Below are 12,888 nucleotides of genomic sequence, written 5' to 3' on the forward strand. Positions count from 1 at the left end.
CCGGTGGCGCACCGGTACCGCGACGGACGGACCCGGTGCCGGCCCGAGGGGCTGCGGCCTGCACCGGGTCCGCCCGCATGATGACACGCTGCGCACCCCCGGGCCGCTCCGGGGGCATGCGACCCCTCGCACCGGTGGCACGTTCCGATGTGCGGAAATGAAAGGCTGCGGCCGATGCGCCCCGCAGCGCACGGGCTGGCGGGCGGCCTTGGCAACGATCGCTATGCTTTTTATAGCAACAAATGACCAGAATGCAGCGGCATCAGGCCGGTTCGGCATCCAACCACGTGCTGGGCGGCCGCCGCGGCACCTGAATGGCGGCGCCGCGCCGCTTCTGCCGCCCGGCGTCAGGCCTCGGGCGCGCTGAAGCGGGTGTCGAAGGTCTGCTGCACGTCGAGGCGGCGCCGCAGCAGCCCGGCCGAGAGGTAGAAATCGGCCGTGCGCTGCTGGTCGGCCAGCACGGCCGCGTCGATGGGCAGCCAGCGCGTGGCGCGCCGCTCGAACTGCAGCCGCGCTGCCTCGGCCGGGATGCCGATGATGCGCGCCAGCGTCTCGCCGAACGGCTGCGCGTTGCGGTACGACCAGCGCTGCGCGCGCTCCACGCGGGCCTTGAAGTCGGCCAGCGCGTCGCGCCGGGTCGCCAGCGCCTTGTCGGTGGCCGCCAGGAAGCTGAGCCCGCTCGACAGCCCCCGGCCGCTCACGAGCACCCGCGCATGGCCGCTGGTTTCCGCCAGCGCGGTGTAGGGCTCCCAGGTGGCCCAGGCATCCACCGCGCCCTGCGTGAGCGCGAGCTTGGCCTCGGCCGGCGGGATGAAGCGGATCTGCGCGTCCTGCGGGCCCAGGCCCGCCGATTCCAGCGCCTTCAGCGCCACGAAGTGGCCGATCGAGCCGCGATTGGTCGCGATGCGCAGCCCCTTGAGGTCCGCCGCGGAGCGGTACGGCGCATCCGGCCGCACGAGCACGGCCGTGCCGTACGGGTCGGAGCGGTTGGCCGCGAAGGCCTTCACCCCGCTGCCGGCGGCCAGCGTGAAGAGCAGCGGCGCATCGCCGATGGGCCCGAAATCCACCGCATCGGCGTTGAGCGCCTCGGCCAGCGGCGCCGCGGCCGGGAACTCGCTCCACTGGATGTCGTACGGCAGCGGCTGGCGCAGCTCGCCCGAGGCTTCGAGCAGCGCGCGCAGGCCGCCCTTCTGGTCGCCTGCGCGCAGCACCGTGCGGCCGGCCGATGGGTTCCGGCCCGTCTGCGCGTGCGAGAGCGCCGGCGAGAGCAGCGACGCGGCCGCGGCGGAGCAGGCGGTCGCCATCCAGAGGCGTTGGAAATCACGGCGTTGCATGGTCATCCTGGCTTTCGGGGTGGGAGGGGGAAAAAAACGGAAGGCACGGCCCTGGAGCCGCGCCGGAGCAAAGCCCGCCCACGGGGGCGGCGCAATGCCGTGCCCCGTGGACAGGAAGGCTCCGTGCCCGCCGACCGGGCCGGTCCGGCGCCGCGCCGCCGACCCGCCGGCGCACCAATGGCTCCGGAAGGAAAGCGTCCGGACGGCCCTGCCCGCCGCGCCGGACGTACTGCATTGCCGGTACGGGCGCGGTGGAGGGGCCGGCGAAGCGGATGGGAACGGTGGCTGCAGGCATGGCGCCACCTTACGGACCGCGCCCCGGCCCTCCAACGAAGAAAAACGTCTGTGCACATGCGGCCCCGTTCCGGGCCGGCGGCGCCGTGCCGCAGGGCGCCGGCCGCCCGGCGCGGCGGCAGCTTCAGTGCGCGGCGGATGGCCTGCCGCCGGCCGCCATGCGCACCGCGAGGGCTGCGGCACAGGCCAGCGTGGCCAGCGCCACCACGCCCATCCAGCCCCACTGCGACAGGGCCACGGCGCCCAGGGCCGAGCCTGCGGCCATGCCGATGAATACGCCGGTGAACAGCAGCGCGTTCAGTCGGCTGCGCGCGGCAGGGTCGAGCCCGTAGACCAGGGTCTGGTGCGCGACCAGCGTGGCCTGGATGCCGAAATCGAAGCCGATGGCGCTGACCACCAGCAGGCCCAGTTGCGCCCAGGCGGGCAGCCATTGCGCGGCGGCCAGGAGCGCGAACGACACGAGCGCGAGCCCGGCGCCCAGGCGCGTCACCCGCTCCGGCCCGCTGCGGTCGGCCAGCCGGCCGGCCAGCGGCGCGGCCAGGGCGCCTGCCGCTCCGGCCAGGCCGAACGCCCCGGCCGCGGCGCTGCCCCAGTGGAACTGGCTGTGCAGCATCACCGCCAGCGTGGACCAGAAGGCGCTGAAGGCCACCGACAGCAGGCCCTGCGCGAGCGCGGCGCGGCGCAGCGGCTGCTGGGCGCGCCAGAGGGATCCCATCGATGCCAGCAACGCGCCGTAGCCCAGGTGCGTGGTCGGCGCGAAGCGCGGCAGCCCCCGCCAGGCCGCCACGCCCAGCAGTGCGACGGCCACCGCAGCCGCGCCGTACACCGCGCGCCAGCCGAAATGCGCCGCGCCCAGCCCGCTCACCACGCGCGACAGCAGGATGCCCAGCAGCAGCCCGGTCATCACCGTGCCCACGACCTTGCCGCGCTGGTGCGCGAGCGCCACCGTGGCGGCGGCGGGCACCACGTCCTGTGCCAGCGTGGCGGCCAGGCCCACCGCCAGGCTGGCGGCCAGCAGCGCACCGATGCCCGGCGCCACGGCGCTCGCCAGCAGCGCCACGGCCAGCGCCGCCGCCTTGGCGAGGATGATGCGGCGGCGGTCGTAGCGGTCGCCCAGCGGGGCGAGCAGCAGGATGCCGAGCGCGTAGCCCAGTTGCGTGAGGGTGGGCACGAAACCCACGGTGCGCTCTGCCGCATGGATGTCCGGTCCCAGCACGCCCAGCATGGGCTGGCTGTAGTAGAGCGATGCCACGCTCACCCCGGCCGTGGTGGCCAGCAGCAGCACCAGGGAGGCGGGCACTTCGCCCGCAGCGGCACCTGTGGGCTGCGCCGGGCCGGCTGTATGCGTTTCTTGAATGGAAGCCATCGCGAACCTTGGAGACGAAAGAATGGTCCGCAGTGTCGTGCGCTTCACTGCGCTGCGGTAGTGGCCTGCGGCGCAGATCTGTCATACGCTATGCGCATGACCACGACCGCCGCCCCCACCCTGCCCTCGGGCACGGACCGCATCGAACTGCTGCAGACCTTCGTGCGCATCGTGGAGAGCGGCAGCCTCTCGGCCGCGGCGCAGCAACTGGCCACGACCCAGCCCACCGTGAGCCGGCGCCTGCAGACGCTGGAGCGCGGGCTGGGCCTGCGCCTGCTGCAGCGCTCCACCCATGGGATGAAGCTCACCGAAGACGGCGAGCGCTGCCTCGCCCATGCGAAAGAGCTGCTCGGCAACTGGCGGGCGATGGAGTCGGACCTGCGCGGTGCGCAGGACACGCCGCGCGGCACCCTGCGCGTGCAGGCGCCGCACGCCTTCGGGCAGGACCAGTTGATCGTGCCCCTCACGGCCTACCTGCGGCGCTATCCCGACGTGTCGGTGGAATGGCTGCTGCACGACCGCCAGCCGGACTTCATCGCCGAGGGGCTCGACTGCGCCGTGCAGGTCGGCCCCGTGGCGGACCCGTCCGTGATCGCCCAGCGCATCGCCGAGGTGCCCCGCATCGTGGTGGCCTCGCCCGCCCTGCTGGAGCGGCACGGCGGCGCCCCGGCGCATCCGCGGGCATTGCTGGCCCTGCCCTGGCTCGCGCTGCGCACCTACTACCTGCGCGAAGTGGTGCTCCACCCCGCGGAGGGCGGAGCGCCGCCCTTGCGCGCGGGCAGCGCCAACGGCGCGGAGACCCTTCCCATCCAGCCGCGCATGGCGACCGACAGCCTCTATGCGCTGCGCAACGCGGCCCTGGCCGGTCTCGGGGTGGCGCTGGTGTCGGCCTGGGTGGTGCAGGACGACCTGGCCGCCGGGCGGCTCGTGCACATCGTGCCGGGCTGGCTCGCCGCCGCCCTGCCCGTGCATCTGGTCTACCCGCCCACCCGGCACCCACCCGCACGGCTGCGCGCTTTCCTGGAGACCCTGCGGGAAGCGATTCCTTCGATCGCCGGCATGCGGGTGTGAGGCGGGGGCTCCGGCGCCCGTCGACGTGGGCACGCTCAATGCCAAAGGCTCGCTGTACCTCACGCGGCCCTCGCTGGCCGCGCGCACGGCCACGGCGGCCCGGTACCAGGAGCGTGCGCGGATGGCCGCCCCCGCGAATGGGTGGTGGCGTGGTTCGCGAACCGGGAGCCCTGGTACGGCGAGCCCGGCGAGGGGCCCGACGACCACCGGCCGCCCGGCTCAGGCCACCTTGAGCGCCGCCCGCCCTTGCGCCGAGCGGTCCCGCTCCGCCACCCGCTCGCGCACGCGCGGCAGCAGTTCACGGCCATAGAGGACCGCATCGACCAGCGGGTCGAACCCGCGCAGCAGGAAGGTGGTGATGCCCAGGTCGTAGTACTTGAGCAGCGCGTCGGCCACCTGGTCGGGCGTGCCCACGAGCGAGGTCGAGTTGGAGCGCCCGCCGTTCTCGCGCGCGATCGCCGTCCAGAGCCTTTCGTCCACGCGGTCGCCCAGCGCCGCATCGGACAGCAGACGGCGCGCGCCCTCGCTCTGCTGCGGCCCCGTGCCCCGCGTGTAGCCCTGCTGCACCTTCAGGCGCCGCGTGGTCTCCAGGATCTCCCCCGCCCGGTCCCAGGCCTCGCCCTCGGTGCGCCCCAGGATCGGGCGGAAGGAAATGCTGAACCCCGGGCTCCGGCCATGCCCGGCCGCCTCGGCGCGCACGCGGCGCACCAGGTCCCCGGCCTGGGCCAGCGATTCGCCCCAGAGCGCGTAGACATCGGCATGGCGGCCGGCCACGCGCAGCGCGGGCTCGGAGGCCCCGCCGAAATACAGCGGCACCCCGCCGGGCTGCAGCGGCTTGACCTCCGACCATGCGCCCTGCACGCGGTAGTGCGCGCCCTCGTGGTCGAAAGGCCGGTCCTCGGTCCAGACGCGACGCAGCAGCCCCAGGTACTCGTCGGTGCGCGCATAGCGCTCGTCGTGCGAGAGAAAGTCGCCATCGCGCCGCTGGTCTTCGTCGGAGCCGCCCGTGATGGTGTGCACGGCCAGCCGGCCGCCGCTGTAGTGGTCCAGCGTGGCGAACTGGCGCGCGGCCAGCGTCGGCGCCACGAAGCCGGGCCGGTGCGCCAGCAGGAAATGGATGCGCTCGGTGGCCGCCGCGGCATAGGCCACGGTCAGCACGGTATCGGGGCTGGTGGCACTGGCAGGCACCAGGATGCGGTCGAACCCCGCGTGTTCGTGCGCCTGGGCGAAGGCTCGCACATAGGCGGTATCCACCGCCGGCCCCTGCCGGACGATGGTTTCGGACACTTCGTGCGGCTGGATCATTCCGATGAACTGGGCGGGCATGCGGACTCCTTGTGTGGGCCCTCGCGGGCCGGTGCATGGCGGGGAAAGGGGAAGACGGGCGGCCATGGTCCCCCTGCGGCGCCGCAGCCGGCAACGAAGGAAAACGCCTGAGCAACTGCGCTTTCCGGCGCAATCGGTGGAGAAAGAACAAAACCGCCGATGCATATGCGAAACCGTCAGTACCGTGCGGCGCGGCGGGCTGCTGCAATCGGCCCATGGTTTCTTCGACGCCCCACGCGCCCCCGGCCGCGGCAGACATCGGGCCGCTGCGGCGTTTCGTGCAGCGGTTCACGCAGCTCATCGACACCCGCCCCGCCGAGCCCGAAGTGATCCGGCACGGCAGCGCCCTGCTGGCCGAACTGGTCGCGCAGGACGGCTGGCTGCCGGCCGATTACGCCCGGCCCGACCCGGCGCGCTACCAGCAGTACCTGCTGCACGCCGATGCGCTCGACCGCTTCTCGGTGGTGAGCTTCGTCTGGGGGCCGGGGCAGTCCACGCCCATCCACGACCACACCGTGTGGGGCCTGATCGGCATGCTGCGCGGCGGCGAGGATGCCCAGGGCTTCGCGCAGGACGCCGAAGGCCGCTGGCAGCCCAGCGGCCCCTCGCACCGGCTGCGGCCCGGCGATGTCGAGGCCGTCTCGCCGCGCATCGGCGACGTGCACCGCGTGGGCAATGCGTTCACCGACGCGGTCTCGGTCAGCATCCACGTGTATGGCGCCAACATCGGCAACGTGCACCGGTCGGTGTACCCGCCGGAGGGCGGCCGCAAGCCCTTCGTCTCGGGCTACAGCAATGCGGCGCTGCCCAACCTGTGGTGGGCGCCGGCCGCGACGCCACCGCCCGCAGCCCAGGCCACCGCATGACGGACCGCCCGCCGCCCACCCTCCCCTGCATCCGCATCCGCGACTCCATTCCATGACCGCCCTGCTCACCCCCTCCCGTGCCGTGACCGCCCCCGGCACCGTCCTGCAGGCCCTGCGCGCCCGCACCGAGATCGCGCTGCTCGACGTGCGCGAGGAAGCGCCGTTCGCGCAGGGCCATCCGCTCTTCGCGGCCAACCTGCCCCTGGGCCGCATCGAGGTGGAAGCCTGGGCGCGCATCCCGCGGCGCTCCACGCCCATCGTGGTGTACGACGACGGCGAAGGCCTCGCGGCGCAGGCCGTGCAGGCGCTGCGCCGCCTGGGCTACACCGAGGTATCGGAACTGGCCGGCGGCCTGCAGGGCTGGAAGGACGCCGGCGGCGAACCCTTCATCGACGTGAACGTGCCGAGCAAGGCCTTCGGCGAATGGCTGGAGGACCGGCGGCACACGCCCTCGCTCTCCGCGCTGGAGGTCAGGGCGCTGCTCGACGAACGCGCCGACGTGGTGGTGCTCGACGCGCGCCGCTTCGACGAATACCAGACCATGAACATCCCCGGCAGCACCAGCGTGCCGGGCGCCGAACTCGTGCTGCGCGCCCGGTCGCTTGCGCCCGATCCCGCCACGCGCATCATCGTGAACTGCGCGGGCCGCACGCGCAGCATCATCGGCACGCAGTCGCTGGTGAACGCCGGTATCCCCAACCCGGTGGCTGCACTGCGCAACGGCACCATCGGCTGGCTGCTCGCGGGGCAGGCGCTGGAGCACGGCGCCGCACGGCGGCCCGGGCCGGTGGATGGCGCCGCGCGCGCCGATGCCGCGATCCGCGCGCGCGCCGTGGCCGACCGCGCGGGCGTGCGCCGCGCCAGGGCCGCCGACCTGCAGCGCTTCGCCGCCGAGGCAGGCCAGCGCACCACCTACCGCATCGACGTGCGCACCCCCGAGGAATATGTCCAGGGCCACGTGCCGGGCTGGCGCAACGTGCCCGGCGGGCAACTGGTGCAGGAGACCGACCACACCGCGCCCGTGCGCGGCGCCCGCATCGTGCTGGTGGACGGCGAGGACGCCACGCGCGCCGACATGACCGCCTCGTGGCTCGCGCAGATGGGCTGGGAGGCCTGGGTGTGGGACGACGCCGTGGATGCCGCCCGCACCGAGAGCGGCTCGCCGCTCCCGCTGGCGCCCGAGCCCGCCGGCCCGCTCAACTGGGTCTCGCCCCGGCAACTGGCACGTTGGCTGGGCCTGCCCGATGAAGGTGGCGCCGCCACCGCCACCGCGGCCGCCGGCGCCGCGAACGTGGCCGTGCTGGATTTCACGGCCAGCGCGCGCTACGTGCAGCGCCACATCCCGGGCGCGTGGTTCGCGCTACGCTCGGCCCTGCCGGCCGCGCTGGCGGCCATCCCGCGCGCGGACCGGTACGTGCTGACCTGCGGCACCGGCTTCCTGGCCCGCTATGCGGCGCAGGACGTGGCCCGCTGGACGGGCGCGCCCGTATCGGTGCTGGAAGGCGGCACGCAGGCCTGGATCGACACCGGCCTGCCCCTCGACCACGGCGAGGCGCGCCTGGCGTCGCCGCGCACCGACCGCTACCGCCGCCCCTACGAAGGCACGGACGCGCCCCGCGAAGCCATGCAGGCCTACCTGGACTGGGAGTTCGGCCTCATCGCCCAACTGGAGCGCGACGGAACGCACGCCTTCACCGCGGTCTGACCGCCGCAGCGGCCGATGCGCGCGCCTTCGCGGAAACCGCCGCCAAAGTACGGATAGAATCCCTTCCGGCCGCTGCAATGGCGGCCCATGCGGGTGTAGTTCAATGGTAGGATTTCAAACCAAAGAACAACACTCGCAAGCCATTGATTTCAAAAGACTTTTTGAGATTTCACCTCAAAACTACAGTCTTCAAACTGACCCACTGAACTGACCCACCTAGTCTAGCGTGCTCCGCTAGGAGGTGGGTTTTTTGTTGCTTGCCACAACAGTCAAAATCATATGAAATTGACTGATATAGACTTCATAGAGCAGATCTACTTGACTGCTGGAAGCAAGCTTCTGCTAAATCCAACACAACTGGAAGAACTACTTGGTATCTCAACCAAGCAGCAGTCGAAGCTCAGGACGGAAGGCCGGTTTCCCATTCCCTTCAAGAACATTGGAAGGCTGGTCTACTATTCAATCTACGATGTGGCTGACTTCTTGTTGAATGGTGAAAGCACACCTTCCAAAGAAGTTCATCAGGAAGCACCCGTCCCCATCGTCAAGAAGAAGCCTTCTAAGGCCAAGGCACCAGTTCAAGATCTATCGCATATCTTCTTGATTCATGCCTTTTCTCAATCTTTGGAAGAACGTGTACTACTACGACAGGAGCTAGCTTATCAAAATAAAGGAAAAGCTAGTTGACGCTACCTTTTTATCGCCATAGAGTACAACCATCAACAAGCAAAAACTATGTAAAATCTTGTTGAGAACAGGCAACTGCACACTACTCTATCCTGGAGAAACATTGATGGCTGAAAAGAAACTGACACTTGCTGACATTCTTGCCAAGCGCAAGGAATTTGAAGACATGGTTGCCGCACAACTGGAAGCAGAGCGTCCCGCTGCGCTCGCTAGTGTTCAAGAGCAGATTAAGCTCTTCAGCTTCACGGCTGACGAATTGGGCTTTCAGTCCACGCCGGCTCCACGTGCTACCAGCAGCAACAAGGCAAGCAGCGGTGGCACCCGCGTCATGACCAAGCCTCTCAAGTCCATGCACGACATTGGCCTGAATGGTGTGTGGCTCGCACACCCTCCCAAGTTCTTGGAACTGGAAGGCGCTTTCACCACCTACAAATCTGGCAAGTCTGTGGATGCATGGCTGGTTAATCCCACCGATAAGGTCACCAAGCTCAACTTCCTCAAGAAGCTGTCCAGCCGCGAAGGCAAGGTTCCCACCAAGGAACAACTGGGCGAGATCACTGAAGCCGAATTCAAAGCGGCCTAAACGCTTCTTCCTTAGCAAAAGCACCCTCCAGGGTGCTTTTTAATTATGGGTTGAATAAATAAAATTTATTTCATAGCAAGTCATGAAATGAGTTGCGATTTGATGCAACTCAACCATTCATTAGGTAGTGGCTATCAAGGCAGTAGTGAGAGAATCTTGCCTCTTTAATAACGGAGGGAAGATGTCTGCCGATCTCGCTGCAACGTTCTACACCATGAGCTACGGGCAAGAACTTGCCAAATCCATGGAGAACAATCAAGCCGATGTGCTTGTTCTCACATTTCCTCAGTATTTCAGTATCTTGGAAGACAAGACAAAGAATAATCCACGGCTTGAAAATACTATACGAACTATTCTTGCGAATACTTCATTTGGAAAATACTGGGTGGGGACTTTTAGCCCCAATGCTTCTCAGCCCTGGGTAGGTCCTACTGCACAAAGTGCCAATGACGTTATTGCCATAACGAAGACATTAAATGCCATTGGCATGGCAGGCATTACGAGTTATGTGAAGAGCACTTCTACTGGAACTTACATAATTATCAAGGGCTATGCTGCTCGCCGTAGCGGAGCCCTTACTGGGACAAGATACTTAGCCACCAATCCATTGATGATGAAGTTTGGACTTGGTGTTCAGAGTTTAAAGGGAATTGCGATTGGCGGTTTTATTCTTGGTGTGGTTGTTTCCACCGGTATAGAGGTCATAGATTTCATTTTCAACAATGAAAAAACCATGTATGACCTTGTAGGAGGTATCGGTGTAGAAGCAGTAAAAGGGGGGCTTGGAGGTCTGGTTGCTTATGTGGCGGGCACATTTGTTGGTTCTGTCACTGCGGTTGCAATCGCACCTCTTGTGATAATGGGTATCGCTGCATTTATTGCAGGAACTTATTTAAATAGCAAGGACGACGAATATCAAATAAAGTCCAAAGTTATTTGGGCATTGAAGAGATTGCCTGAGAATACTAAACAAGGTTTATACTGGGTAGATGAAAAATCAGAGTCTTGGATAAATGGCGCCAAAAATGCCATTGAAAATAATGAACGTAAAATAAGTCAAGATTTGGTCCATTGGCTTTGCCCCATATGCAGGAGATATTAATTGTCTGAAGGCATTAATCGCCATGAAGTGTTGAAGGTTCGAAAAGCGATGTGGCTGGGCATCCCGGTGAATTTCTTTTTGTTGGCTATTACTTTCTCATTTGGAGTGCCAGAATTTTTTGGAATAATGCATGATATTGAGTCGGGAGCGCCTGTTGTGAGAACATCGGTTGTTTTTCCTGGGTTTATTGTTGCGATGCCTTTGTGGATTCTCGTGCCATTTATTTCTATATTAAAAGCAATTCCTGTAAATTGGAGAGGAATCGGCTTCCTTGTGAAATTGCTTAATATAAATATCTTTGCTATTGCTGTATTTATGATCGTTGGTATGCCTATTTTGACATTGGCACAATATCATTACATGCCAAAGCTTGGATACTCGAAATGTAATGAGCTACAAGGTCACCCAACCATGTGGTTCAACGACTGGGTCAAGAATCCAGAATGGTGCGTGCGAGGGAAAGATAGAGCCTGGGTTTTGCAGCAAGCTCAGGAAACAAAGTAGCGAATCGCCGCGGATTGAACTGCCCCCAGAGGTTGGAAAAATTCAAGAGGGCAGCTTATTCCTAGATTTAATGCCCATATCATTCAAAACAAACACGCATTAGTGTGTTTACACCCGAAATAAGAAATTAGCATAATAAATTCAAAACAATGACAAAGAGATTGAATGTTAAATAACTTGATTGGATTTATCGGCATCTCAAAAGAGTGGAGCATAGCTATCTGCTCTGCATGCATAACGGCAGGGGCAATGTATTTTGTTGCAGACAAAATTTTATTTGCAGACCGAATTGCAGTAACAAATCAATATAAAAATGAAATTGACAATTTAAAATCAATTGCTCAAAAACAAGACGGCAAGCTAGAGAGTTCCGCCCTAGCCTTAAAACAAAAAGACGCCCAGATTTTTGATCTCAAAAAAGAAATATCCATACTCAAGGATTTCGAAAACGCGATCCCAGAATGGAAAAAGGCTTTGACCGAAGAAAGGGCAAAAGCTACCACTTTGCAGCTCAATATCAACCAAGCCCTTCAGAACTCCAACGATCTCAAGCAGGCTTTAGATAGCTGCAATAAAGAGAATGAGGAATTAAAAAACGGCAATGCCAGACTGAAATCCATCATTGCAATATACGCTCCCATGTTAGAAAAAAGAAATGAGCTAAAAGAGATTGAGAAAAATAAAGAACTTGCAGAAAACCACATTTCAGAACTTGAAAGAGACAACTCAGTCTTTGGCCACCTCAATGCGCCAAAAATTGCACAACTTAAGCGAATTTCATCAGAATATCAACAACAGATAATTCAACTGAGACAGTGCAACAAATGAAAATACAAGATTTGACTTTCTCTAATAAATTTCGTAAAAGATACAGAAGAAACGAAAATGCCTCCAGTTGGAAGCTAGAGGCATTTAGAAATTCAGGAAGAAAATGAGCTTTAGAGGGCCATACCTGATGAGAATATTTAAACGCATTTAAATCTAATTGTCAAGGGTTTGCATTTAATTCCTGAATTTCGCAAGAAAATAAAGGATATTTATGTTGACCAGTTTTATAACCTCTCTACCTGACAAGGTGAGAAGCACAGACGATTTTCAGTATGGGTGCAAATTCAGGAAGAAAGACAAGGCTCTGAGGCACTTGTATGTAGAGCTTCCCCAGTCCTATAAGAAATACATTGCCTTAGACATAGACAGACCTGGTGCAGCCTACTTCTGGGACAGCATTGGCCTCCCACCCCCGACCTTTATCATGGTCAATCCAGAGAATGCCCATTGCCACTATCTCTATGAGTTGAACACCCCTGTCTATTACACAGAGAAAGCCCGCAGAGCCCCACAGAAATTCTTTGAGGCCACAGACATAGCTCTCACCAACATGCTAGGGGCCGATCTAGGCTACGTCGGTCACTTCGTCAAAAACCCTCTCCACCCCCACTGGCGCCTCATCCACCACCCAGCCAGGTACGACCTGGAAGACTTCAAGGAGTGGGGAGTCGATCTCAGGGGCCATAAGCACAAGCAGCGCCTCATAGAGTCACCAGGGGGCCGAAACACCACCCTCTTCCACACTTTGAGGCACTGGGCCTACCGAGACGTCTTGCAGCAGGGTTCCTATGAGCTTTTTCAGCAAGATGTGGACGCCAAGGCACTCTCCCTCAATGGAGCCTTCCTTGACTGCGACAAAGGCACTCTCCCCGCCAAAGAAGTGCTCTCCACGGCCAGATCTGTTGGCACTTGGACATGGAGGCACAGGGCCACCATAGGGCAGCAGAAGAACCGTGGGGTCATGCAACTACCAGCGGACATGTCCAAGAAGGCCAAGCAGGCTGCTGGAGCTTCCTATGCACATGCCAACAACTCTGCCAAGCAGTCCACCAAGGAAGCAGTCCTTCAAGCAGCGATTGCCTTGAAGGCAGCAGGCACTCCTGTCACGCAGCAATCTGTAGCGATCCGTGCTGACGTGTCATTGCCCACAGTTCGAAGACTATGGAACGAAGTAGATACCCAGCTTGGACTTTATAAGAAGTGAACATTAAAAGCGGCGAAG

12 protein-coding genes and 1 pseudogene are annotated in these 12,888 nt (G+C 62.8%); 10 read left to right on the forward strand and 3 right to left on the reverse strand.

The genetic code is table 11. From position 1 onward, the window contains the following. Nucleotides 1-347: 347 nt before the first annotated feature. Both BM144_RS04835 and BM144_RS04840 read right to left on the reverse strand, forming a co-directional pair. The gene (locus BM144_RS04835) at nt 348-1,340 is read right to left on the reverse strand and encodes an ABC transporter substrate-binding protein (RefSeq protein ID WP_434802646.1); all 993 of its coding nucleotides are present in this window, start codon (nt 1,338-1,340) and stop codon (nt 348-350) included. Nucleotides 1,341-1,752: 412 nt separating this feature from the next. Beyond that, nucleotides 1,753-2,994 (reverse strand): MFS transporter, encoded by a 1,242-nt coding sequence (locus BM144_RS04840; RefSeq protein ID WP_092950184.1) that lies wholly within the window; start codon nt 2,992-2,994, stop codon nt 1,753-1,755. 96 nt (nt 2,995-3,090) lie between these two features. On the opposite strand from BM144_RS04840, the gene BM144_RS04845 reads away from it, so the two are divergent. Both BM144_RS04845 and BM144_RS23385 read left to right on the forward strand, forming a co-directional pair. Further along, nucleotides 3,091-4,065 (forward strand): LysR family transcriptional regulator, encoded by a 975-nt coding sequence (locus BM144_RS04845; RefSeq protein ID WP_092950473.1) that lies wholly within the window; start codon nt 3,091-3,093, stop codon nt 4,063-4,065. Continuing rightward, a pseudogene (locus tag BM144_RS23385) lies at nt 4,058-4,186 on the forward strand (quinone oxidoreductase); the annotation flags it as partial. The gene BM144_RS04845 and the pseudogene BM144_RS23385, both read left to right, overlap by 8 nt. Nucleotides 4,187-4,284: 98 nt before the next feature. Here the strand turns inward: BM144_RS23385 and BM144_RS04850 are convergent. Next, entirely contained in the window at nt 4,285-5,391 is a 1,107-nt protein-coding gene (locus tag BM144_RS04850; protein WP_092950185.1) for an LLM class flavin-dependent oxidoreductase, read from the reverse strand. Between the two features lie 215 nt (nt 5,392-5,606). Here BM144_RS04850 and BM144_RS04855 point away from each other — a divergent pair, with 215 nt between their 5' ends. The 8 genes from BM144_RS04855 to BM144_RS04875 all read left to right on the forward strand — a co-directional run bounded on the left by BM144_RS04855 (nt 5,607) and on the right by BM144_RS04875 (nt 12,870). Beyond that, nucleotides 5,607-6,257: a cysteine dioxygenase family protein gene (locus BM144_RS04855; protein WP_092950186.1), complete on the forward strand. Its 651-nt coding sequence runs from the start codon at nt 5,607-5,609 to the stop codon at nt 6,255-6,257. Between the two features lie 52 nt (nt 6,258-6,309). Then, nucleotides 6,310-7,962: a rhodanese-like domain-containing protein gene (locus BM144_RS04860; RefSeq protein ID WP_092950187.1), complete on the forward strand. Its 1,653-nt coding sequence runs from the start codon at nt 6,310-6,312 to the stop codon at nt 7,960-7,962. A 279-nt stretch (nt 7,963-8,241) separates the two neighbouring features. Further along, nucleotides 8,242-8,649, forward strand: a complete 408-nt coding sequence (locus tag BM144_RS22565; protein WP_139225634.1) for a helix-turn-helix transcriptional regulator — start codon at nt 8,242-8,244, stop codon at nt 8,647-8,649. A 106-nt stretch (nt 8,650-8,755) separates the two neighbouring features. Continuing rightward, the gene (locus BM144_RS22570; protein ID WP_139225635.1) at nt 8,756-9,232 is read left to right on the forward strand and encodes a hypothetical protein; all 477 of its coding nucleotides are present in this window, start codon (nt 8,756-8,758) and stop codon (nt 9,230-9,232) included. Between the two features lie 181 nt (nt 9,233-9,413). Next, entirely contained in the window at nt 9,414-10,334 is a 921-nt protein-coding gene (locus BM144_RS04870) for a hypothetical protein (protein WP_092950189.1), read from the forward strand. Continuing rightward, nucleotides 10,335-10,838: a hypothetical protein gene (locus BM144_RS22575; protein WP_139225636.1), complete on the forward strand. Its 504-nt coding sequence runs from the start codon at nt 10,335-10,337 to the stop codon at nt 10,836-10,838. A 165-nt stretch (nt 10,839-11,003) separates the two neighbouring features. Then, nucleotides 11,004-11,666 carry a hypothetical protein gene (locus tag BM144_RS22580; protein ID WP_139225637.1) on the forward strand — a complete coding sequence of 221 codons (663 nt, stop codon included), beginning with the start codon at nt 11,004-11,006 and terminating at the stop codon, nt 11,664-11,666. A 211-nt stretch (nt 11,667-11,877) separates the two neighbouring features. Further along, nucleotides 11,878-12,870: a replication initiation protein gene (locus tag BM144_RS04875; protein ID WP_092950190.1), complete on the forward strand. Its 993-nt coding sequence runs from the start codon at nt 11,878-11,880 to the stop codon at nt 12,868-12,870. Nucleotides 12,871-12,888: the final 18 nt, after the last annotated feature.

Origin of the sequence: Paracidovorax konjaci (assembly GCF_900112675.1) — a bacterium.
GTDB classification, from domain to species: Bacteria; Pseudomonadota; Gammaproteobacteria; order Burkholderiales; family Burkholderiaceae_C; genus Paracidovorax; species Paracidovorax konjaci.